This is a genomic window from Fluviicola taffensis DSM 16823 (assembly GCF_943372375.1).
In the GTDB taxonomy this organism is placed as follows: Bacteria; Bacteroidota; Bacteroidia; order Flavobacteriales_D; family Crocinitomicaceae; genus Fluviicola; species Fluviicola taffensis_A.
Genome location: NZ_CALRYJ010000006.1, coordinates 97,639 through 120,842, shown reverse-complemented (window position 1 = coordinate 120,842; position 23,204 = coordinate 97,639). Strand labels below are relative to the sequence as shown.

19 protein-coding genes are annotated in these 23,204 nt (G+C 41.0%); 12 read left to right on the top strand and 7 right to left on the bottom strand.

Annotated features, from left to right (window positions below):
• The first annotated feature begins 143 nt into the window (after positions 1-143).
• Both AAG807_RS10685 and AAG807_RS10680 read left to right on the top strand, forming a co-directional pair.
• Positions 144-7,106 carry a PKD domain-containing protein gene (locus tag AAG807_RS10685; RefSeq protein WP_341903472.1) on the top strand — a complete coding sequence of 2,321 codons (6,963 nt, stop codon included), beginning with the start codon at positions 144-146 and terminating at the stop codon, positions 7,104-7,106.
• A 3-nt stretch (positions 7,107-7,109) separates the two neighbouring features.
• Positions 7,110-8,159, top strand: coding sequence for a PorP/SprF family type IX secretion system membrane protein (locus tag AAG807_RS10680; RefSeq protein ID WP_341903469.1), 1,050 nt, complete (start codon positions 7,110-7,112; stop codon positions 8,157-8,159).
• A gap of 180 nt (positions 8,160-8,339) precedes the next feature.
• On the opposite strand, the gene AAG807_RS10675 is transcribed toward AAG807_RS10680, so the two are convergent.
• From AAG807_RS10675 to AAG807_RS10645, 7 genes are all read right to left on the bottom strand, one after another.
• Positions 8,340-8,993 (bottom strand): response regulator transcription factor, encoded by a 654-nt coding sequence (locus AAG807_RS10675; RefSeq protein WP_341903467.1) that lies wholly within the window; start codon positions 8,991-8,993, stop codon positions 8,340-8,342.
• Between the two features lie 36 nt (positions 8,994-9,029).
• Positions 9,030-10,910: a sensor histidine kinase gene (locus AAG807_RS10670; protein ID WP_341903464.1), complete on the bottom strand. Its 1,881-nt coding sequence runs from the start codon at positions 10,908-10,910 to the stop codon at positions 9,030-9,032.
• Positions 10,911-10,928: 18 nt separating this feature from the next.
• Entirely contained in the window at positions 10,929-13,067 is a 2,139-nt protein-coding gene (locus tag AAG807_RS10665) for a two-component regulator propeller domain-containing protein (RefSeq protein ID WP_341903461.1), read from the bottom strand.
• Complete coding sequence (locus tag AAG807_RS10660; protein WP_341903458.1) at positions 13,064-13,771, bottom strand: RNA pseudouridine synthase; 708 nt, start codon at positions 13,769-13,771, stop codon at positions 13,064-13,066. The genes AAG807_RS10665 and AAG807_RS10660 overlap by 4 nt, the downstream gene beginning before the upstream one ends.
• 3 nt (positions 13,772-13,774) lie before the next feature.
• Positions 13,775-14,590: a 3-methyl-2-oxobutanoate hydroxymethyltransferase gene (panB, locus tag AAG807_RS10655; protein ID WP_341903455.1), complete on the bottom strand. Its 816-nt coding sequence runs from the start codon at positions 14,588-14,590 to the stop codon at positions 13,775-13,777.
• 155 nt (positions 14,591-14,745) lie between these two features.
• Entirely contained in the window at positions 14,746-15,057 is a 312-nt protein-coding gene (locus AAG807_RS10650; protein ID WP_341903452.1) for a DUF721 domain-containing protein, read from the bottom strand.
• Positions 15,054-16,148, bottom strand: coding sequence for a DNA replication/repair protein RecF (locus AAG807_RS10645; RefSeq protein ID WP_341903450.1), 1,095 nt, complete (start codon positions 16,146-16,148; stop codon positions 15,054-15,056). The genes AAG807_RS10650 and AAG807_RS10645 overlap by 4 nt, the downstream gene beginning before the upstream one ends.
• A gap of 113 nt (positions 16,149-16,261) precedes the next feature.
• On the opposite strand from AAG807_RS10645, the gene AAG807_RS10640 reads away from it, so the two are divergent.
• The 10 genes from AAG807_RS10640 to AAG807_RS10595 all read left to right on the top strand — a co-directional run bounded on the left by AAG807_RS10640 (position 16,262) and on the right by AAG807_RS10595 (position 23,197).
• Positions 16,262-16,771, top strand: coding sequence for a nuclear transport factor 2 family protein (locus tag AAG807_RS10640; protein ID WP_341903447.1), 510 nt, complete (start codon positions 16,262-16,264; stop codon positions 16,769-16,771).
• An 86-nt stretch (positions 16,772-16,857) separates the two neighbouring features.
• A complete protein-coding gene (locus AAG807_RS10635) occupies positions 16,858-17,751 on the top strand; it encodes a Fic family protein (RefSeq protein WP_341903444.1) in 894 nt (297 codons plus the stop codon).
• Positions 17,752-17,763: 12 nt separating this feature from the next.
• Positions 17,764-18,231 carry an SRPBCC domain-containing protein gene (locus AAG807_RS10630; RefSeq protein WP_341903442.1) on the top strand — a complete coding sequence of 156 codons (468 nt, stop codon included), beginning with the start codon at positions 17,764-17,766 and terminating at the stop codon, positions 18,229-18,231.
• A 13-nt stretch (positions 18,232-18,244) separates the two neighbouring features.
• Positions 18,245-19,063, top strand: coding sequence for a hypothetical protein (locus tag AAG807_RS10625; RefSeq protein ID WP_341903439.1), 819 nt, complete (start codon positions 18,245-18,247; stop codon positions 19,061-19,063).
• A gap of 51 nt (positions 19,064-19,114) precedes the next feature.
• Complete coding sequence (locus AAG807_RS10620) at positions 19,115-19,501, top strand: hypothetical protein (RefSeq protein WP_341903437.1); 387 nt, start codon at positions 19,115-19,117, stop codon at positions 19,499-19,501.
• Between the two features lie 41 nt (positions 19,502-19,542).
• Positions 19,543-19,884 carry a hypothetical protein gene (locus AAG807_RS10615; protein WP_341903433.1) on the top strand — a complete coding sequence of 114 codons (342 nt, stop codon included), beginning with the start codon at positions 19,543-19,545 and terminating at the stop codon, positions 19,882-19,884.
• 1 nt (position 19,885) lies between these two features.
• Complete coding sequence (locus AAG807_RS10610; RefSeq protein WP_341903431.1) at positions 19,886-20,512, top strand: hypothetical protein; 627 nt, start codon at positions 19,886-19,888, stop codon at positions 20,510-20,512.
• Positions 20,499-21,317, top strand: a complete 819-nt coding sequence (locus tag AAG807_RS10605) for a hypothetical protein (protein ID WP_341903428.1) — start codon at positions 20,499-20,501, stop codon at positions 21,315-21,317. The genes AAG807_RS10610 and AAG807_RS10605 overlap by 14 nt, the downstream gene beginning before the upstream one ends.
• Before the next feature lie 96 nt (positions 21,318-21,413).
• Positions 21,414-22,661, top strand: coding sequence for a leucine-rich repeat domain-containing protein (locus tag AAG807_RS10600; protein ID WP_341903426.1), 1,248 nt, complete (start codon positions 21,414-21,416; stop codon positions 22,659-22,661).
• 77 nt (positions 22,662-22,738) lie between these two features.
• Entirely contained in the window at positions 22,739-23,197 is a 459-nt protein-coding gene (locus tag AAG807_RS10595) for a hypothetical protein (RefSeq protein WP_341903424.1), read from the top strand.
• The last annotated feature ends 7 nt before the right edge of the window (positions 23,198-23,204 follow it).

Below are 23,204 nucleotides of genomic sequence, written 5' to 3'. Positions count from 1 at the left end.
TTTTTTGCCTTCCAAGGAATGTTTTCTTTTTTACTTTTAATTCCATAAATTAGCCACCAATAGTTTGAAAGACAATTACTATTACTACAATTGAGGTATTTGAGGTTTGGAATTTATTTTCATCCTTTGTACCAACTACTCAGATGAAAATGAAGCTCTCTCTTCTTCTTCTTACATTATACTTGCTGGTCCAAACTGATTTGTTTGCGCAATGCAATGCAGACGCAGGTCCTGATTCAACAGTTTGCGCCGGTGCTTCCATCCAATTGGGAGGCACACCGGCAGGAACAGGTGCAGGCACACTATCTTATTCCTGGTCACCGGCAATCGGGCTATCTTGTACGAATTGTCCCAATCCAACCCTCACAGCAACTACAAATCAGACATACACACTTACTGTCAGTTCATCTTTAGGTTGTACGGACAACAACAACGTGAACATTTCCGTTGCTCCACCACCAACTGCCTCCTTTAACTTCGTTGGAAACAACAGCTGCTCCAATGTTCCGATTCAATTCACCAATACCTCATCGGGAAGCGGGCTAAGTTATTCCTGGAACTTCGGCGATCCGGGTTCAGGTAGTCAGAATACCAGCAATCTCATCAATCCGATCCATCAATACAATGCCGTTGGAGCCGGTTCACAAAATTATACGGTCACCTTAGTTGTCACTAATTCAACCGGATGTACGGCAAGTTTTAGTCAAACAGTCACAGTCAATGCACTTCCGAATCCTGCATTGATCGATCCGATAGCCGGAATGCGAAACTGCGACGGTTCAAACTTCGCTCTGACGGTTTTCGATGCTTCATCCACGACATTGATATCAAACTATACCATTCAATGGGGAGATGGATCTCCGGACTTCAATTCGAGCACTTTCCCCGGAGCCGGAGTTCCACATAATTACACAACTGCAGATATTTTTACATTGAATTATACCGTAACCGGGAATAATGGATGTGTCCAATCCGTTTCATACAACATTGCAAATATCACCAACCCGGCGATCGGTGCAGCAAACCCCGGAGCAACAACCGGTTGTGGACCTGTCACCCTTTGTTTTCCGTTAAGCAATTATTCTTCCAATCACAATACTACTTTTTATGTAGTTGACTATGGAGACGGATCTCCGAAAGACACACTTTCTCATCCACCACCTGCAACCATTTGTCATACTTATACAACATCTTCCTGCGGACAAGCCGGAAACCAATTTGTGTTCCGTATCAAGGCGATTAATTTATGTGATAGCAGTGAGGCATCGATTTCACCTATCCGTGTTTATACAGGTCCAGTAGCAAATTTCAATGTTGCAGCACCCAATAATTGCGTCGGCTCTCCGGTTTTGTTTCTGAATACCACTCAGGCCGGATTCAATAGTGCCTGTAGTTCCAGCACCTTATTCCAGTGGAATTTTGGTGACGGACAAACCTTGACAACTGCAACAGCCACAAATCCGACGCATGTTTATACTGCCCCCGGAACCTATACGGTCACATTGACAACCACCAATAGCTGTAATGTCAATGTAATCACACGAACAGTCTGTATTGAAAATCCTCCGACCCCTTCCTTTACCGTTACACCCACTACAGCATGTATTCCATTCATAGCGCAGGTCACAGACGCATCAAGCTTGTTAAACACTTGCAATGTAACACGGGTTTGGACCGTACTTTTCAACGGAAGTCCCTGCTTGCCTTCTTCGGGAACTTTCTCATTCGTAGGAGGAACAAATGCTTCATCTGTCAATCCACAGATTCAATTTACACAACCTGGAAATTATACCATTCGTCTAACACTCACCAATTCGTGCGGTTCTTTTATAGCAAACCAGGCAATCGTCGCTCAAAAACCACCACAGGTTACAATCAACACTGTGCCAAGTGTCTGTGCCGGATTAAGCGTCAGTCCGACTGCCGTTGTCAATGATTGTCTGGAACCATCCGATTCTTATGCCTGGTCTTTTACGGGTGGATCACCAACTAGTGCAACAACCCTTATTCCGGGATCGGTTACTTATCCGACAGCCGGTACTTACCCTATATCCCTGGCTGTAACGAACGCTTGTGGAACAACAACTGCCAATACGACTGTGGTCATCCGCCCTATTCCTCCACTTCTTAATCCGCAAGTCAATAGTCCGGTATGTGCCGGAAGTACGGCTAATTTCACATCTGATCCTTCGGCTTCCACCACCTATTCCTGGTCAGGACCGAATTCATTTACAAGTAACCAACAAAATTTTAACCTGACGAATGTCACTTCCGCTCAGGCAGGAACCTATACCGTTTTTGGAACACTCGCCGGATGTGTTGGACCCAGTTCATCCGTAACCTTAGTAGTGAACCCGATTCCGGTAATTACAGTAACACCTCCGAATGCAACGATCTGTAATGGTCAGTCCGTTTCTTTAACGGCCTCCGGAGCCACGAATTACACCTGGAGCCCTGCAACAGGTTTGTCAGCGACCAATACTGCTACTGTAACGGCAAATCCAACAGCGACTCAAACGTATACCATTGTCGGATCCAATGGAACTTGCTCAGGTTCCACAACTGCTATTATTACGGTAAATCCATTACCTGTTGTAAACGCCGGACCAAATGTGACGCTTTGCGATCAAGCGATTCCATTTACATTGACCCCTACTCCAACAGGAGGAACCTGGACCGGTCCAAATGTGACATCCGGAGGAATATTTACACCCAATGGAACGGGAACTTTTTCCCTGGTATATTCATTCACCAATGGAAACGGATGTACGAATACAGATACTGTTCTCATAACTGTGGTAGCTCCAACTCCCGCTTTTGCAGGACCGGATTCCTCCACTTGTTTCGGTTCAGCTCCGATTACATTGACGGGTGCTCCAGCTGGAGGAACCTGGTCAGGCACAAGTATTACAACTGCCGGAGTATTCACTCCAACTATCATTGGAACCCATTCGTTGGTTTATACTTTCGGAACGGGAACTTGTTTATCGAGAGATACCATGAGCATGACGGTGAATCCATTACCCATTGTGGATGCCGGTCCAAATTTCTCCCTGTGTATTGATGCAGGAATTCAAAATTTGAATGGAACTCCTTCAGGAGGAACCTGGTCAGGAATTGGGATTACCAATCCGATAGGGGAATTCACTCCATCCGTTGCAGGAACAGGAAACAAAACACTTACTTATTCCTTTACAAATGCAAGTGGCTGCACGGCTTCAGATATTTTGGTGATAACTGTCAATCCATTGCCTATCGTGAATGCCGGACCGGACACTACTGCCTGTGACCAACCGAATCCATTCCAATTAAGCTCTTCTCCTGCCGGCGGAACCTGGACAGGAATGAATGTAACTGCTACCGGTCTATTCACACCTGCCGGAACCGGAACTTTCACTTTGACATACACGTTCACGAATGCGAATGGATGTACAGCAAGCGATACACGAATTGTAACTATCATAAGTCCGACGCAACCCGACGCAGGTCCTGATTTTGCGGTATGTATCGATGCGCCGAATGTTACCTTATCACCTACTCCAACCGGTGGAACCTGGGCAGGTTCATTTACAACTCCGGGAGGAATTTTCAATCCTACAATTGCAGGGAGTTTCAACCTGGTTTACACTTTGGGATCAGGAGCTTGCTTACTGCGAGATACGGTTGTTGCCTTGGTAAATCCACTGCCAATTGTAAACGCAGGAGCGGATTTCCCTATTTGCATTGATGCAGGGATCCAAAACCTGACAGGATCGCCTTCAGGTGGAACCTGGTCGGGAACAGGAATTACGAATCCGGTAGGAGAATTCACTCCATTAGTTGCGGGAACCGGAAACAAAACGATCACTTATTCATTTACAGACCCAAATGGCTGTACCAATACGGATACGAGAATCATTACGGTCAATCCATTACCTGTCGTAAACGCAGGAAATGATACCACTTTATGCAATCAGCCATTTCCCATTCAATTTACTGCAACTCCGGTGGGAGGAACATGGACAGGAACAGGAGTTACAGCTTCCGGATCATTTACACCAAGTTCTGTCGGCACATTTAATCTGACCTATACTTTCACGAATGCTTTTGGTTGTACGAATTCAGACATACGTGTCGTAACGGTTGTAAATCCTACCCAGGCAAATGCAGGACCGGATCTGGAAGCATGTATTGATGCCCCTAATGTGCAATTGAACGGAACTCCTATTACAGGAACCTGGACAGGAAGTTTTGTGAATGCAAGCGGATTATTTAACCCTACAATTGCGGGAACATTCCCATTAGTCATTTCAAATGGAGCAGGAAATTGTTTGACCAGGGACACGATGCTCTTTACGGTTCACCCCTTGCCAATTGTAAGTATCGGGATCGATCACGAATTCTGTCCGAGCGACAATCCTGTTAACTTTTCAGGAAATCCAGCCAATGGTATTTGGAGCGGAAATGGTATTACGGATGCCGTACTGGGAACATTTGACCCGGGAATAGCTCCTGTTGCAACAAATACAATCATCTACACCTACACCAATCCAATTACCGGATGTATTAACCGGGATACTTTATTAGCAATTGTTCATCCGATGCCAGTAGCGAATTTCACCTACAATGCGATTACCTGTATCGGTTTTAATGAACTCTTTACGAATACGAGTACGCTGGCAAATCAAAGTGATTGGAGTTTCGGAGATGGTACCTTTGCCACAATGACTAATCCAACCCATTCTTACAGCGCTTCCGGTTTCTACGATGTCGAATTACTGGTGACCACTTCATTCGGTTGTTTGGATTCCATTACTCATCAAATCGAGGTACGGATTCCACCTGTAGCAGATTTTAGCCTGGCCCCTGATTCCGCCTGCGGACCAATGACGGTGAATTTTACAGATCTGTCACTCGGGCAAAGCCTGACGTACAATTGGAATTACGGAAATGGACAAACCAGTACCAATCCGACTCCGGTTTCTCAAACCTATCCGGCTAGTATCTATACTGACACCAGCTATACCATTACATTGAATCTGACCAATTTCTGCGGAACAAGCAGCCATTCGGAACAAATCACCGTGATGCCTTCACCCACAGCAGTCTTTGGAACTTCGACAAATATCCTTTGTACCCCGCTTATTCTGGATATGGTGAACAACAGTTACGGATTACCGGACACCTATGAATGGGATTTTGGTGACGGAACTACTTCCGACACTTCCGGAACGACGCTTCAGCATACGTTTTATACCGGAACGCAAGACACCACTTATACTATCCAACTGATTGTAAGCAACGAATGCGGTTCGGATACCATACAGCATCAAATCACGGTACTTCCTCCTCAGGTCAATGCATTTTTCAATATTGACAATCCTTCAGGCTGCGTTCCTCATACGATCAACCTGACACAGTTTTCACAAGGCGCCAGTTTTTCTTCCTGGGATTTCGGTGATGGAAACATTTCAAGTGCTTATAGCCCATCTCATACTTTTACTGCTCCCGGAACGTATATTGTATCCCTTTTCGCTGCCGGTTGCGGATTCGACACTGCGACGACAATCGTAACGGTTCACCCACTCCCGCAGATCGATTTCACTTCGTTGGATTCCGTGTGTCTGAACCAGGTATTTGCATTTACCAATCTGAGTACGGGAATAGCTTCTGTCAATTGGAATTTCGGGGATGGAACGAACTCTTCTCTAACGAATCCAACACACAGTTATTCCAGTCCGGGATACTATACGGTCACCTTATCCGGAATCAGTCAAACTTACGGTTGTACGACACAAATGACCAAAACCATCAAGGTGAATGCTGGTCCCAATTCACAGTTTACACTGGGTCCGAACTCAGGTTGTGTTGATTTGACAGTCCAAATGAATAATACCAGTGTCGGTATTGTAAATCATATCTGGAACTTTGGCGATGGAAATTCCTCGATCCAAAATAATCCAAGTTACACCTATACAATAGCCGGTTCTTACGCAGTACAATTGATCGTTTTGGATAATATCGGATGCGCGGACACTGCAACGCAAGTCGTCACCGTTTATCCATTGCCAACAGTTGATTTCACCTTCAATCCTGTTGATCCTTGTGTTCAGCCAACTGTCATCAATTTCACCAATCAAAGTGTCAATGCTGCCAGCTACATTTGGAATTTTGGAAACGGACTTTCCTCTACATTTACAAACCCAAGTTCTACTTATCAGCAAGTTGGAAATTATACCGTTTCCCTGATTGGAACTTCCATTCACGGATGTGTCGACAGTGTACAAAAAACTGTTTCCTCTTACCAAATGCCAAGCGCTTCTTTCACTTTGCCAACGGATTCACTTTGTGTAGGAGAAGAAATCCTGTTACAGGCAAACACACCATTCGCCAATTCTGTTTCGTGGTTCCTCGGTAATGGAATTATCCTAACACAGAATCCAGTCCAGACTTCATTTAATGCAAGTGGAACTTATCCGGTCACTCTGATCGCTTATGGAAACGGAGGTTGTAATGATACGGTTTCTGCCGGTACTTCAATTACGGTATTACCTCAACCAACTGCTGATTTCAGTTACACCAATGTGGAAGGTCCGGAGCCTTTGAGTGGAATCGTCGATTTCACCAACCTGAGCAGCCTGGCAGATTATTATTCCTGGAGTTTCGGAAACGGGAACTTTTCCTCGGAAGAAAATCCAACCGAACACTATAAGCAAGATGGTGAATTCCAGATTACACTGATTGCCACCACCAACTATGGTTGTGCTGATACAATCGTGAAAACCATTACGGTGGATTTCTTTTACGGATTGTTCATACCAAATGCCATGAGTCCGGGACATACGGACTTTGAAGTGGCGAATTTCATTCCGAAAGGAGTCGGTATGAAAGAATTCGAGTTATTGATCTACGATGATTGGGGGAATCTGATCTGGTCAACGACCGCTTTGGATGCGGACGGCCGACCAACGGAACATTGGGATGGAACCTATCGTGGAGAACCCGTACAACAAGATGCGTATGTCTGGAAGGCAAGTGCAACTTTCAAAAACGCCAATGTGTGGGAAGGAAAAGAATATCCGAAAGGCAGGATCAAACGATCCGGAACAGTAACCGTAATCAGATAAGTTATGAGAAACCTGCTTTTATATACATTATTGGTTATTTCAACGGGAAACAGTTACTCGCAAGATCCGAATTTCTCTCAGTTCTATAACAATCCTGTTTACTACAATCCATCCATGACTGCCGTAAACAATGGAATTGCCATTCGTTTGAACGCACGTTCCTTGTGGGGACCGATTCCCGGGAGATTCAATACCTTTTCGTTCTCAGCCGAAGCACAGACAATGTACAAAATGGGATTGGGAATCATGGCTTATTCCGATGTCGGTGGTGAAGCTCTTTTAAGAACTGCCGGAGGTTATGTCAACTATTCCTATCGACCTGTCGATACCAAGAATTTCATTCTTCAGGCAGGTGTCAGCGGTGGTTTCGTAACGAAAAACATCGATTGGTCAAAATTGACATTCTCAGACCAGTTGGACGAAACGATGGGGAAATACAAGGAAAGTAATTTCAACAGACCCAATTACAATAGTGTTTCCTATGCTGATTTCAGTGCAGGTCTGGTTGCTCGTTTCAATGGATCCGCGCGCAAACAAAGGACTTCTTTCAAACGATTCAATGCAACACTCGGAGGAGCGATCCATCATTTATCCCAACCGAAGGACGCTTTCCTGGCTGATAGTGACAAGTTGCCCTTCAAATTGGTCTTTCATGCTTCATCGAATTTATTGTTCAATGACTTCGTGGTTTCTCCGGGAGCGGTATTCGAAATACAAAATCAATTCAGGACATTCAGTGTCGGAAGTAATTTTATAAGCCAGCCTTTCATTATTGGAATTTGGTTCCGAAACCGCACTGCCGCCTTGAATATCAAACAGTATGATTCCTTCATTTTCACTCTTGGACTGAACATGCGCACCAAATATGAAACCTTATGGCGTGTGACTTATAATTTTGACATGACTATCTCCCGTTTGAAAACAAGCAGTTACGGAAGTCATGAACTTTCCCTGTTATTTGAAATTCCGAATAAAGTGTTATTCTCGAAAAATGTGAATAGCAAGGCTATGCGCAGACGATATCAGTGTCCGAAGGAGTTTAGTGGATTTTAGAGAATTACGAATTACTTAATTATAAATCATTCGAATAAAAGTTTCCTTCCCGCCAAAAAAGGCTCAGTTATCTTTTGATTTATTCATGAATCACTTGAAATTTATCCCTGTAGGATACAAATTTAGACAGATAAGCAAGTCTATCATTTCGGAATTCGGCATTAGGAATTCGTAATTAATTTAGACCCATTTTTTCTGCATCGCCAAACGAACTGCTTCGACTTTCGAATTCACATGTAATTTCTCGTAGATATTCGTCATGTGCTTGCGGACTGTATGCGGACTAATGAACAATTCATCTGCGATTGTTGTGTAGCTTTTTCCTTGCGCCAGGCAATTCAAGATATCCATTTCACGAGAGCTCAAAGGTGTTGTTTCCGGTAGAGCAGATTCCCGGGTTTGATTCTGGATAAAATTATACGCTTTTTTTGCAATTGCCGGAGCTAAAGGAGCTGCTCCGAATTCCAATACATTGTCGATTGCCAAATGGAGGTTTGCGATGGATTCATCTTTCAACAGATAACCGCTTGCCCCTGCCTGTATGGCTGAGAAGATGCGTTCTTCATCATCGAATACCGTGATCATGATAAAATGAACATGTGGATACAATACTTTCGCCTGCTTCACCGCTTCTATCCCATCCATGACAGGCATATCAATGTCCATGAAAATGATTTCGGGAAGTGGTCTCAATGTCGGAAGAAGATGAAGAAATGCCTGTCCGTTAAAAGCCGTCATGGTGATTTTCACCCCCGATTTAGCTTCCAGCTTCTCAGTCAGGATTTGTACATTGTACACTTTGTCGTCGACGATTCCTATTGGACAGATTCCCATAGCAACAAATGTGAGGAATTATCCGACCATTTCCAATTACGCAATTGTGCTATTTTTTTTCCATTTCAACGACAGGATCATCCCATTTTGACTAGCACTTTTCTTTATGGAATAACTAGCTCCGATCTTGTCTACCCGCTGTTCAATACTCTTCAAACCATAATGAAAATCGGGCTTGACATCCGGGTCAAAACCAACTCCAAAATCTTCGATCGTCAATTCAAGAAACTCCCCGTTCTCAACAAGTGTTATTTCAACTTTCTTAGCCTTGGAATGTTTGTAGATATTGCTGATTCCCTCCTGAAAAATACGCATGACATGCAAGGAAACTCCGGGATCCAATTCGCTATCCTCTATTTTTACATGGAATTTCACTTGGATGGAGTTATCTTCCAGCCACTTCTTGGCAACATTCTCCATGCGATTCAACAAGACTTTCGAAGACATGTTTTCGGCATGCAAAGCCCAAACAGTATCACGCAAAGAACTCATAGCTTCCTGGCTCATCAAAAACGTTTTATTGACGCGTTCATTTCCCTTATCACTATGTGAAAGCAACTCCAGGTTATTGACCACAAAGCTCAACTGGGAACCTACCAGATCATGCAGGTCGTATGAAATGCGTTTCCGCTCTTCATTGGTTGCCTGAAATACCTGTTGCTGTGCGATGAGTTCTTTCTTCAGGGCGCGGCGGATGAAATAGAATATCAGTGTAAGCACTGTCAGGAACAAGATAGCGACCAGAATAATCCAATACGTATTCTCCAATTTCCTGCTTAGCTGCTGTTCCCGCAATTCCGTATCTTTCTTTTTTCGATAAAGTTCCGAACGCTGCTTTTCTGATTTGATGTCGTAAATGGCGTTGGTTTTAGCTATTGTTTCATCGCGAAGTTGTTTATAATAGGTCAAATGATACCTTTCATAATTCCTCCAAAACTTCTTTGCTTTTTGATACTCTTTTCGATCTAAGTAAATCAAGCCGAGCGCTTTCGAAATTTTATACAATTGTTCATAAGCCTGAAGCTTTTCTGCTATTGGCAATACTTCCAGCAATAAGCGTTCTTCTTCCTTCTGATTTCCCTGGTCCTTGTAAATCTGAGCCCAATTAATCACCGTACTGAGATACAGATAGTCGTTTTCAATGTCTTTTGCCAACGAAGCGCTTTCCCGATAGATCTCTTCCGATTCCTTGAATCGTTTGTTATCTTCCAGCACCATTGCCTTATTGCACAAAACGATAGCGAGTCCGTATTTATTGGATGTTCTTCTGTATCCTTTGATTGCCAGTTCCGAATAATACAAGCTGGAATCTTTGACCCCGGAAATATTGAAAGCGGTTCCCAAATTGGAATAAACATCCAAAATCTGATCTTTGTCTCCTCCACGATTATAGGACGCTATACTTTTGCGATACCAATATAATGCAGTCTTGTCTGCGTCCAGTTCTTCGTAAATCAGCCCCAAGTTGTTCTGAGTGGCCCCAACATTGAGATAATCATCCATCTTCTCAAAAACCAACTTCGCTTTATGGAAAGATTGGATGGCGCGTTTCAAGTCGTTCTTACGCCAATAGATCAATCCCAGGTTGTTCTCGCAAGAGGCAATCCCTTTGAGATAATGGTGCTTTTCAGCGATCTCAAGTGCTTTTTTATAGTTGGCAATCGATAAATCGATTTGTGAAAGTACATCATACGCGATTCCTATTCGGATATATGCCCGGATCTCTCCAATGTAAAATTCACATTCATTCGCCTGGACGGCAATTTTCCTACATTCCTTTAAAGCAGCCTGGGGATTCTCGTAGCACAAATCCAGCACAGCATCATTACGCAGATTGATCTTATTGGTATCGCATTGCGAATAAGCCCTCACTAATGAAAGATTCAGAAAGCATGTAAGTAGTAGTAATCGTCTCATAAGTTCGCTTTAACCGAATTACTTTAAGTGCATTTTTTTCAATCTTTTTCTACGTTTCAAATACAGCAACCCAAAGAAACCAATGAAAACACCTCCCATGAACCAAACAATGATATCCTCATACCAAGAAGCTTTCACATTGAAAGTCGTAGTGCTTGGGTTGGAAAACTGACCGGTTCCGGGGTCAAAAAGACGCAGTTCCAAACTATAGGACCCGGAACTCAGATGCTCGAAAGTCAATTTCGTCAATCCTAAAGAAGTGTTGGACCAATGTGTCTGATCTCTCTCCTCATTCCGAATCAGGCGGTATTGCAATTGATACGGGTGATTCCCCATCAATTCTACCAACTCATACGGAATATTCACTTCTGTATTTGCAGCTTCAAACTTGTCGGTTTTCTCCTTTTGATAATCTCCGGTTGGTTTTCCTAAGATAAAAGTCGGGAAGGTCATTTTCACCTTTTCCCACTTGAATTCAAACAAACCAAACTGCGTGGCAACGAAGATCTTATTGTCAAGCACCACAAAATCCCTAAGAAACAAGTCATTCATCCGCGACAGTTCCTCCAAACGCTCCAGGTTACCATGCAGATCTGTCGTTCTATAGAGTGTTTTATCGGAAAGGATATAGAATTCGTCTGCATAGATCTTCAGTTTCGACACCAACAAATTACTTCCGTTTTCACGGAAATTCATTTCATGCGCCACTTTTCCATTTCGGATGGTGAAAATCTTGTTTGCCGAGCTCAGGACATACCAACTATTTTTGTGAAAAAGGATTTGAGAAGGATCAATGGCTTCATTAAAAAAGCGAATCGAACGGTATTCTAATGTATTCAGGTCCAAGGAAAACAATCCGTCCAGATTCGAGAATAACACTTCACTCGAATCCGATTGCTGAAACAGTTTCACCGGACTTTCTAAAATAACAGTGCGGGGCTTTCCTTTCGTCAGTTTTTCGCGCAATTCCCTGGTTGATTTTGCTTCTATGCTGAACAAGCCCCTGGACGAGACAATCAGAAAATTTCCTGTATTCAAAGGAAGAATTTCTTTCACAAACTCATCTGCCAATATCAACGGCATTTGGATTCCACTCTGTTTGGCATCCGGTTTCAATTCATTTTTATGAACGGTGTTCCGTACTTTATTCCCAAACTTGTTCAAAACCATCATTTCGCCGGAATTACTTCTGGCTATGATGTTATTGTGGTAAATATCCAGGGAACTAAACTCTGTCGAATTCAACACTTTATAGGTTCCAGCCGGTATACAGTATAATCCTTTCGATTTTGTACCGAGCCAAATATTCTTATTTCGGTCCTGAAAAACAGCCGTCACCTGAAGTCCAACGATAATTGACTTCACCCGCATGTCTCCCGCCTTCAAAACAATCATTCCCGTTTCGGAAAGCAGGTACATTTTCTGATCAATCCGAACCACTTTCTGAATTGAATGATTAAATGCCCCAATCAGTTTATTCAGGTTTTTAAATCGTTTGTTTGAGTACTGAAGTGAAATATTTGAATTCGGTTTTGCAGGAAAAATAATCAGGTTGTTTTTCTGTCCCATCAGCCAACGCCCTTTCATTCCAGGCAATGTCCGGGAAGCTTGATCGTTTATATCCACCAATTCATTACTGGAAAGCAAGGCAAAACGTCCTTTGTCATTTTCACAATAATCAATCAATTCCGATTTTCCTTTTTCATAGAATGGAATTGCCGTTTTAGAAAGGAATGAAAAGGGATTCACCTTGAATTGGTAAACCGCATCCGAACAAAGTATCCTCAGGTTTCCATCCTTGGTTTTTTCCAATTTTAAAATGGGATTTTTGATCTCAGACAAAGTGATCAGTACCACCTCATCGTCCTTGATCTCAAACAATTGTCCCGTCTTGCTCAAGCCGATGAATTTATTTTTCAGCTTCAAGAGCTGGATGATATCTTTCGAATAGAGTTTCGATGAGGAAATTTGCTTTGATTGGAATCCGTTGAAGCTAAAAACACCTTTATCGGTTCCGAGGATTAAGCGACCAAACTCATCCTGTTCTATTGCCGTGATGTAATGGTCTCTCAAAGAGGTTTCAACCGGATAATAATACGATTTTGTTTGAGCAAAAATGAAAGATGTGAAGAGTAGAAAGAATGGAACTAATTTCATTTTTTTGACTTTTTCATTTCAGTTTCAAACCATTGCCATAGATTGTCCTTTGGCACCGGCGCTATTACTTTTACTGTTTCCTTCGACGTTGGATGTTCAAACTCCAATTCCCTTGAATGCAAATATATGGAACCATCTGGATTTGAACGCTTAGCGCCGTATTTCAAATCTCCTTTTATGATGCAACCGATTGCAGAAAGCTGTGCACGAATCTGATGATGTCTCCCTGTTTCCAACTCCACTTCCACTAAGGTGTAATTATCTGAACTCACTAAAACGCGGTATTTCAGGCGAGCTTCTTTCGAATCTTTACGCGCTTCGTTATACGAGTAAGTTTTATTTTGCTTTTCGTTACGAACCAGGTGATGGACCAAAGATCCGGATTTTTCTTTCGGGGCCTTTTCCACCACCGCCCAATAAATCTTGCGCGGATGTTTCTCTGCGAACAATTTGTTCATCCGGGTCAATGCCTTACTGGTTCGTGCAAATGCAATTCCACCTGAGACCGGTCTGTCCAAACGGTGAATCAACCCACAAAAGACATTTCCGGGTTTCTCGAATTTATGTCGAATGTACTCGCGTACTTTTTCTACCAACGGAAAATCACCTGAAATATCTCCCTGTACATTTTCGCCGGCATGTTTATTCACCACGATTAAGTGATTATCCTCATACAGAACGTCTTCCGGACGGATTTGCTCCATGTATTAGTATTGTTCGTTTTGATTCGGGAAGTCTCCGCTTCGGACATCTTCAATGTAGTTCTTCACCGCATCCAGCATGACATCGTATAAGTTGGCATATTTGCGCAAGAATCTGGGAGAGAATTCGTTGTTGATCCCCAACATGTCGTGAACCACCAAAACCTGACCGTCGACCCCGTTTCCAGCTCCGATTCCGATAATTGGAATCGAAACCGACTTGGCAACCGTTTCTGCCAAAGAAGCCGGAATTTTTTCCAAGACAATCGCAAAACATCCTGCTTCTTCCAATGCTTTGGCATCCTCGATCAGACGTTGCGCTTCCCCTTCTTCTTTTGCCCGGACTACATAGGTCCCGAATTTATAGATGGATTGCGGAGTTAGGCCTAAATGCCCCATCACCGGAATTCCCGCTGTCAAAATACGTTTGATGGATTCAATAATCTCAATTCCTCCTTCCAGTTTCACCGCATGTCCACCCGATTCCTTCATGATGCGGATTGCATTTGACAAAGCTTCTTTGGAATTTCCCTGATACGAACCAAAGGGCATATCGACTACGACTAAAGCTCTTTCCACTCCACGAACCACAGAACCGGCATGATAGATCATCTGATCCAGGGTAATTGGCAGTGTCGTTTCATGTCCGGCCATGACATTTGAAGCGGAATCACCTACCAAAATGATATCAATTCCAGCAGAATCGATGATTCTAGCCATGGAAAAATCATACCCGGTAAGCATGGAGATTTTCGCTCCGGAATTTTTCATTTCTTGTAAAACGTTCGTTGTAACGCGCTTTACATTTTTGTGCACAGACATGAGCTCTAATTTTATCTAACAAATTTACAAATTCCGTCCCGATAATTATCGGGATACGAATGCCGAATTACGAATTGAAAGGTTCACTTCGACTCCGCTCAGTGACCTTTTCGAGAAACCATTTAGTTATACACGGTGACTGAGCGGAGTCGAAGTCACTCAAACCACACATCGTGGATAATCTTCTTCCCTGCGGTTTGATTGACACGTTCGATGATGATTTGTTTTCCATGCAGCAATTCGTCGCGCATCACGGAAGAGTTCAAGGCCACAATCAGGACTCCGGATCGAATCTGGATATTGGTTGTCCGTGTGGAAACGGCTTTCCCCATCATTTCCTCCCACTTGCTCAAAACGTCCATTTCGGTCAGTTTTCCCTGCAATTGGTAAGCACTCATGAGTTTATCCACCAATTCTTTCATGGGTTGTGCATTTCCGGATCTTTTGCGTTCGTCCCACTCTTTCATACCAATTCAGAATTAAAAATGATCATATTCGGTTTCACTTGAATGGTTTCAAAAATAGCTGAAACGCGGTTTTCATCCGTATCTGTCACCAATACCTGACCAAAGGTATTTTTTGAAACCAATTCCATCAATTGTGCCACCCGCAAGTTATCCAATTTATCGAAGATATCGTCCAACAATAAGATCGGAGTTTGCTTCAAACGCTCTTTTAACCAATCGAATTGGGCCAAGCGCAAAGCAATCAGGAAGCTTTTTTGCTGACCTTGCGAACCAAAGCGTTTAATCGGTAAACCTTCCAACAGAAAGGTGATATCGTCCTTATGGATTCCAACAGAAGTGTAATGAACACGCATGTCTTTCGGATAAGCCTGCTGAATCAACTCTCTGAAATCTGTTTCGGACAGTTTCGATTCATAATTCAGGGAAACAGCCTCCTGTTCCTGTGAAATCCATTTATAGTAATGTTGAAACAACGGAATAAATGCTTCAATAAATGAAACACGTTTGTTGTGGATTGCAGTTCCGTAACGAATCAACTGTTCATCCCAAATCTCAATCGATTCACGTTCAAAGAATCCATTTTCATATTGCTGTTTCAACAAAGCATTTCGCTGATCCAGCACTTTATTGTAACGCTGCAGATCATTCAGATATTCGTGATCAAATTGAGAAATGATCCCGTCCATCCATCTTCTGCGTACTTCACTTCCTTCGGAAATCAAATCGGTGTCGTAAGGAGAAATCATCACGACCGGGAAATGACCGATGTGATCTGCCAAACGGTCGTATTCTTTTTTGTTCTTCTTGAAGACTTTCTTGGAGCCGGCTTTCACACCGCAATACAGGTTGAAAGGTTGTTCATCCTTCATCCAACATCCCTGAATGACAAAGAACTGTTCGTTGAAGCGGATATTCTGTTTGTCTGTAGGATTCAAATAGGAACGGCACATACTCAGGTAATGAACGGCGTCCAATACGTTTGTTTTTCCGGATCCATTCTTCCCCACAATGCAATTCACGCCACTTTCAAACTGGAATTCAGCTTCGCTGTGATTGCGAAAATTGACTAATGAGAGGGATTCGACGAACATGGTACAAAATTACGAATTACGTCCCGATAATTATCGGGAGCGAATTACGAATTGAGAGGATAAAATTATCAATTGAGTAATTCGCAATTATGAAGTTGTTTTAACTTTAAAGAATGTATTCAAAGTATCTGCTTAAACTTTTTCTGGTTATTTGTTTTGTCGGTTCGTCTGCAATTGCTTCAGCGCAGGTTGAACGCAGTTCGGAGTTATATCAAACGATTCTTTCGAAAGACAGTTTGCTTTTCACTATCGGTTTCAATACCTGTGACATTTCCCAGTTCGAATCTTTGCTGAGTGAACATTTCGAGTTCTTTCACGATACGGACAGTATTTCGAATCGAAGTCAGTTCTTAACGGGTATCCGGAACGGTTTGTGCAAATCGCCCGCAACCTACCAATCACGAAGAGAATTGGTTTCGGGAAGCACGGAAGTTTTTCCACTATATAAAAAAGGGAAATTGTATGGTGCCATTCAACATGGAAGACACCGGTTCTATGAAAATATCCAGGGAAAGCCGGAACGATTTGCAAGTGAAGCACGGTTTACACATGTTTGGATTCTGGAAGATGGTGTTTGGAAATTGAATAAAGGATTGAGTTACGATCATCAGACTGGGGATTGAATCCTGATCATTATCGGCAAGAAAAACACTTTTAAGATGCATTTTTTACGTATTTTTGCCGATAACGGCATATTTGAGAAAAGCAAATGAAGTATATTTCGGTAAATCAGTTCGCGAAAAAATGGAATGTTTCTGAAAGAACGGCTCGCAACTACTGTTCTACCGGCAAAATTAAAGGAGCTTTTTTAACCGGTAAAACCTGGAATATTCCGGAAGATGCCAGATTACCTGAAAAAGGGAACAAGAAAAAATTTAGTGATAATTCCTTATTGAATCAGCTCAAAGAGCAAAAAGAAATGAAACTAAAAGGGGGTATTTATCACCGCACCCAAATTGATTTAACATTTAACTCAAACCGCATTGAAGGTAGCAAGCTTACTCACGACCAGACACGTTATATTTTTGAGACAAATACCATTGGAGCTTCTGGTGAAAGCATCAATGTAGATGATATTGTTGAAACCTCTAACCACTTCCGTTGTATTGACTTGATTATAGATAAAGCAAAATCAAAACTTACCGAATCCCTAATCAAGGAACTACACTTTTTATTGAAATCCGGTACTTCTGATAGCGGAAAGAATTGGTTCAATGTGGGGGAATATAAAAAACTTCCGAATGAAGTTGGAGGCAATGAAACTTGTCCTCCTAAGGAAGTTCCTCTTAAGATGAAAGAATTGCTTTCAGACTATCATCAAATTGAAAAGAAAACGATTGAAGACATCATTGCTTTTCATCATCAGTTCGAAATTATTCATCCTTTTCAAGATGGGAACGGACGTGTAGGGCGATTAATTATGTTTAAGGAATGTCTTGCAAACAATGTTGTCCCATTTATTATTGATGAAGATTTGAAATTATTCTATTATCGGGGATTACAAGAATGGTCGCAGGTAAAAGAATACTTATTAGACACTTGTCTAACTGCACAGGATAACTATAAATTAATTTTAAACTATTTTGAGATCAACTTCGAATAATTTCATCAATGAATGGTAAAATGCATTAAAAAATCAGTTCTTATAAATGCTTCCTCATCTCATGTTTGGCAATTCCTAACGAATCCGGATTTGATGAAACAATGGATGGGTGATCCGGAAATGAAAATAGAAATACTCACAGATTGGAAAGTGGGAGATGTGTTTATTATCAGAGGTTTTCATCACGAGCAATTTGAAAATAAAGGAACGATTCTTCAGTTCGAGAAAGAGAAAGTATTCCAATATGAATACCTGAGTTCGCTTTCAAATTTAGCCGACACACCGGAGAATCATACAATCGTTACCTTTACCTTGGTTCCGAAGGAAGGAAAAACGGAATTGACCGTAGAAGTTACCAACTTTCCAACTGAAGTCATTTACAAGCATCTGGAATTTTATTGGAATGGAACGATATACTTGCTTAAACAAGTAATTCAAAATGATAAATTCAATCCCGATAATTATCGGGAGCAAAAGTGAAACCCGAATAAATATGAATTTATTAAAATCAATAACCTACCTATCCCTAGTGATTTTTGCGCTTCCCGGATGTAATAATCCAACTCCGAAAAAGGGAATTCCTGAGTCTGGTAAAACTTCAGATACTCTTCTGGTAACTTCCGAACATACTGATTCCATACAAGAAGACACCACTGTCTTTCCAATAACCATTTTAACTACAGGGACATTTCATAACGATGAAGTCGGGGAAAATGTGGGCAACATGAAATGGATCGGATTATTTAAAGGTCCGAACGGAAATTATCTCAAGGAAACAAAACTAAAAATCAGTCAGGTTTACGATCCCGTTTTGGATGAAGATGAATCCATCAAAACCGGTTGGGAAGTCTCAACTAGTGGAAAAGACACCACTATCATTTTAATACAAGCCCTTCCCTATTTGAAAAACGGAAAAATAAGAAGTGTTCCAATAACGAAAAACTACATTTATCCGGGTGAACAAATTTCATTCAACTACCTGGGAATTGACTACGAGTTATTTGCCACAGGAAACAAAAAGAAGGAAAACCCCGACAGTGACTGGTATATCGTTTCGAATTACAAACTTTACTTAAGAGCCAAAATCAATGGGAAAACCCAAAAAACACTTCTTACAAGTCACAACAGGTTTGACGAAGCAATGGTGAATCTGATTTTTGCAGGAGATCTCGACGGTGATGGAATAATAGACATCATTCTTGATAATACTTATCATTACAATCTGACAGATCCAACCCTTTATTTGTCCAGGCCAGCCGGAAAAGGGCAAATTGTCAAATCAGTTGGATCGCACTACAGTGTTGGATGTTAAGTAGAATAAAAGCGTATTTTTAACCTCAAAAATCAATCAATTCCATCTAGTATGAATCCATTAGAAACCAAAGGCAGAAACGGAACCATCGCTATTTTTTTGAGTGTATTGCTCATTTCCATCTTCACCATCACATTCTACCACATTCCGGCGGATTCGGTAGACCCTAAAAAATTCTTCCAGCAAATTATCCGGTTTGTGCTCACGCTCATGCTCTTCTATTTTTTATTCCAGGGGAAAAACTGGGCCAGAATAACTCTGATCGTCTTGTTTGTACTGGCAATCGCAGGAGCGCTCATTTCCTTATTCTTACCGGTTCCGTTACTAGCCAAAAGTCCTTTTATCGTCATGATCATTATTTACTCCTTTGGCGCCTACCATTTCAACTTTTCAAAATCCTTCAAGGCATTTTTTGCTTATTTGATGCGAAGAAATTAGAGGGGAATTACAAGAAAGTCATTTTATAAGCTAAAAAAACGATGAGACTAAAATTCTCCCTAATCTCTATATTTGTCAATATACTTATCATTATAGGAATCATTTATCATAATTACCAATTAGCTTCTCTTTACCAGGAAACGCAAGGAAAAGAAAGAGCTTTATTTGCTATAATAGAATTAGCCCAACTTGACAAGAAACTTTATCTGGGATACTGCATTGTTTTCACCTTGATTTTAGGAATTGTTGCCTGGAGAAAAAAAGAACCTAAAAAACACTACCTTTTTGCTATCGGATTAAGCATACTTTCAATCAGCTTATTGTTTATTCGTTTATGGGTTTATGGGTTTATATGGTGGAATTTTAAACTTGAAAAAGAGTAGTATGAAATTTATTTTCAGCTTATCATTAATACTAGTTGTTCTTTCATCCTGTAAGGACAAAGTAAAGCCTTTAAATGAAGATTTCAATGCCATTTGTTTTATAAGTAACGGTGACGAAATTGAAGTTGGGAACGAAGTTTTTATGAATCTGCCAAAAATCCACTATATCCTCTTTATATACCACGATACTGTTTTCCAATCTGTCATTAAAAATGGGGAAAGTATTTACTCTTACCTGAAATTGCGTAACCACGGAAAAGACAGTTTACAAGCAATATTAAAACAATACGATAAAACTTCTCTGAAAAAACAATTGAAATCCATGAAAGTGCACAATGATAATGGAATAAATTGTGCACCTGCCGGATATTTTCTTTCCGGAAGCAATAAAAAATTGAACTTCGGAATCTTCCGATATAATGATTATAGTTATTGGTCAAGAAAATACAGTTATAAAGAAATCAAGCTGGAATCAAACCAATTTCCAAAAATCTATCAAACCATTTATCATACCTTGAATTCCAAACAATGGGATTATTTTATGAGTGATGATTACTATTATAAAGAGATTCGAACATTTCGTCATGGTCTATTTATAGGAGATACTACAAACTATGGAAATCAATAACAACCAACATCATACCCTCGTTTTTCTTTTGACACTTTTACTTGTATCGTGCAGTCAATCGCACGAAACAAAAAAGCCGAAGGAAATTGATCGTGCCACGAAAAAGGAAATTACAACTACATCGACTGATTCCATCCAACCAAAGAAAGGCAAACAGATTCTTGTGGGTTATTACGATAACTATGAAAACCTACCACAATTGGTGTTCGATTCTGTTTCGGAAAGAGAATTCAACAAACTGAAAGCAAGCAAATTCCTTCGTTCAATCAAACCCAAACAAAAAGGAAATGACTTTTATGTGGAAACAGCTGTCAGAACCCATACTTTTAAAAAGTACAAGAATTACGGCGAACCAAAAAATTGGTACGGTTATCAATTAAAAGGAATTTATCCGGCATTGAAACTATTCGTATTAACAAAAAACTCAACGGCCGATCATCTGGGTTTCGGCGAATTGTTTTTACTCGACAGCGTTACGGACCATCAGTATGTCATTTCTTCCATAGGTGACGGAAGTGTGGAAACCCCTATTCCTTCTCCCAACAACCAATATTTCGTTTATTACGATAACACGATGTATGAACTCCAAAACTCGGATATCCGAATCCTGAAAATAAACGACAAGGAAAATCCTGAAAAATACCTGACGGAATACGCATACTTCAACTCCACTGAATTTGCCGTAGAGCAAATCATCTGGAAGTCGGATCAGTGTTTTTATGTGAAAGGATATAAGCAAATCTATGATGAATCATCAGGTCAATGGTTCAAAGAATTCAAGTATTATCGTACGAATTTCAAATAAATATTCGAAAGAAACCGGGACTTGATAATCATCAACTATTCTCCCCAAAATAATTTTCTAATTTCCCACCGAAACCCATTAACGAACCTTGTTATCATGAAACAGTTGATATCAATCATGCCATTTGCATTTTTATGCCTGAAAGCCAATGCCCAAAAAAACGATTCTATTTGCGCCAATAATTATACTTATCAGCAAGTAGCCGACTTAGTGAAATCTCCGCAGCTTCGTTACTTGAAAATCTATTCTTACAAGGACTCGATTCTACCAGACATATTTTCCAAACTCAAAAACCTGGAATACCTGGAGATCAACGATGCAAAAATCAATGCAATTCCCTTAAGTATCGGAAGTTTATCCAAACTAAAAACATTGATTATCTGCAATGGTTGGTCGAGAAAAATCCAAATTCCTTCTGAAATAGGAAAATTGACACAACTTACAAACCTGCAACTTTACAACTATCATTTTGAATCGCTACCTCCTGAAATCGGGAATTTAGTGAACTTACAGGAAACCATGCTTTGCGGTGACCTGACAGACCTTCCTTCTTCAATCAGCAACTGGAAAAAGCTTAAAAGTCTTTATTTGGCGGGAAATCAATTCACCAAAATTCCTGATCCTATCTTTCAGTTAACTCAATTGGAATCTTTAGACATGAGTGATAATCAACTCTCCCAACTCAATGATTCGATCTGGATGCTAAAGCAATTAGAAGAATTGAATCTGAGTTCCAATATCGAGTTGGATCAATTACCACCCCGAATATGTGAATTACAGAAATTAGAAATGATCTATTTGCAAGACACCAAGATCAGCTTTCTCCCACTCTGTCTGAATGAAAATCCGTCACTCAAACAAATCAGAATGTGCAACACCGTCATTGATAACCCCGCAGCTATCGACTCTGTATTCAAAGACAAAATGGATTGGGAATGGGGTTGCCACGGATTAGAACGTCACCTGGTTGACTTCCATGAAATTTACGGGCATTACATTTTAAATCTGGATAAAGAGAAGGATACAACTATTCTCCATTACAACTATTCTTATAATCAACCGAACTCCATCGACGAAGAATACACACGAAAAATTACCATTAAAATTCTCCATAAAGACAGCCTAAAAACGAATAAGGTCTATACAGCTACAAATCCCCATTTCATTATTTCAACATCACACTCCAGTGTTTGGGATTGGGAGCCTTCGCAAAATCAAAAAGTAGTTGGCTATCTTCAATTCGTTGAGTTAACCGATAAAGAATGTAAGGTTTATTTAAATCTGGAATTAATCGAACAAGGAGAGAAAAGGAAGCTCGTAAATAAATTACTGGTCTTTAAATAAGAAAGAAGAAAGCAAATCCAACCAAAATGACTGAATTCACGACAAAATTCTTGCTACTTTCACGAAAAATTTGGGTTATGAAAATCACAATCGTACTTCTTTCACTTTTAACTGTATTCGCTGGGTGTAATACTTCGAAACCGGTTGCTACCGATGAGCAAATTATCAGCGTACTTCACGGAACGAACTTCGGTCATTGCAGAGGATACTGCAGAAAAGACGTCGTTTTTTATCCGGATCAGGTGGATTACTTTGAAGTGAGTGTTGATACTGCCAGAAACCCGGTGAAGGTGGAGAATTTCAAGAATTCAACTGCGTGGAAAAGCATTGTCGATAAAATCGATTGGAATAAATTCAAGGATCTGAACGAAAGCTACGGTTGCCCGGATTGTGCGGACGGTGGTTCGGAATACATTGAGATCAAAACGGTTAATGGAACAAAACGTGTGACCATCGAATTCAATAAAGAGATGCCGGAATTGGAGCCATTGCTTACCGAATTGCGCGCCCAAAGAAAGAAGTTGTTAGAGAAGTAGGTTTTTC

Bases quoted from the DNA above. Each gene is read 5' to 3' on its own strand.
- AAG807_RS10685 (WP_341903472.1), top strand. From the start codon at position 144: ATGAAAATGAAGCTCTCTCTTCTTCTTCTTACATTATACTTGCTGGTC.
- AAG807_RS10680 (WP_341903469.1), top strand. From the start codon at position 7,110: ATGAGAAACCTGCTTTTATATACATTATTGGTTATTTCAACGGGAAAC.
- AAG807_RS10675 (WP_341903467.1), bottom strand. From the start codon at position 8,993: ATGGGAATCTGTCCAATAGGAATCGTCGACGACAAAGTGTACAATGTA.
- AAG807_RS10670 (WP_341903464.1), bottom strand. From the start codon at position 10,910: ATGAGACGATTACTACTACTTACATGCTTTCTGAATCTTTCATTAGTG.
- AAG807_RS10665 (WP_341903461.1), bottom strand. From the start codon at position 13,067: ATGAAATTAGTTCCATTCTTTCTACTCTTCACATCTTTCATTTTTGCT.
- AAG807_RS10660 (WP_341903458.1), bottom strand. From the start codon at position 13,771: ATGGAGCAAATCCGTCCGGAAGACGTTCTGTATGAGGATAATCACTTA.
- panB (WP_341903455.1), bottom strand. From the start codon at position 14,590: ATGTCTGTGCACAAAAATGTAAAGCGCGTTACAACGAACGTTTTACAA.
- AAG807_RS10650 (WP_341903452.1), bottom strand. From the start codon at position 15,057: ATGAAAGAGTGGGACGAACGCAAAAGATCCGGAAATGCACAACCCATG.
- AAG807_RS10645 (WP_341903450.1), bottom strand. From the start codon at position 16,148: ATGTTCGTCGAATCCCTCTCATTAGTCAATTTTCGCAATCACAGCGAA.
- AAG807_RS10640 (WP_341903447.1), top strand. From the start codon at position 16,262: ATGTATTCAAAGTATCTGCTTAAACTTTTTCTGGTTATTTGTTTTGTC.
- AAG807_RS10635 (WP_341903444.1), top strand. From the start codon at position 16,858: ATGAAGTATATTTCGGTAAATCAGTTCGCGAAAAAATGGAATGTTTCT.
- AAG807_RS10630 (WP_341903442.1), top strand. From the start codon at position 17,764: ATGGTAAAATGCATTAAAAAATCAGTTCTTATAAATGCTTCCTCATCT.
- AAG807_RS10625 (WP_341903439.1), top strand. From the start codon at position 18,245: ATGAATTTATTAAAATCAATAACCTACCTATCCCTAGTGATTTTTGCG.
- AAG807_RS10620 (WP_341903437.1), top strand. From the start codon at position 19,115: ATGAATCCATTAGAAACCAAAGGCAGAAACGGAACCATCGCTATTTTT.
- AAG807_RS10615 (WP_341903433.1), top strand. From the start codon at position 19,543: ATGAGACTAAAATTCTCCCTAATCTCTATATTTGTCAATATACTTATC.
- AAG807_RS10610 (WP_341903431.1), top strand. From the start codon at position 19,886: ATGAAATTTATTTTCAGCTTATCATTAATACTAGTTGTTCTTTCATCC.
- AAG807_RS10605 (WP_341903428.1), top strand. From the start codon at position 20,499: ATGGAAATCAATAACAACCAACATCATACCCTCGTTTTTCTTTTGACA.
- AAG807_RS10600 (WP_341903426.1), top strand. From the start codon at position 21,414: ATGAAACAGTTGATATCAATCATGCCATTTGCATTTTTATGCCTGAAA.
- AAG807_RS10595 (WP_341903424.1), top strand. From the start codon at position 22,739: ATGAAAATCACAATCGTACTTCTTTCACTTTTAACTGTATTCGCTGGG.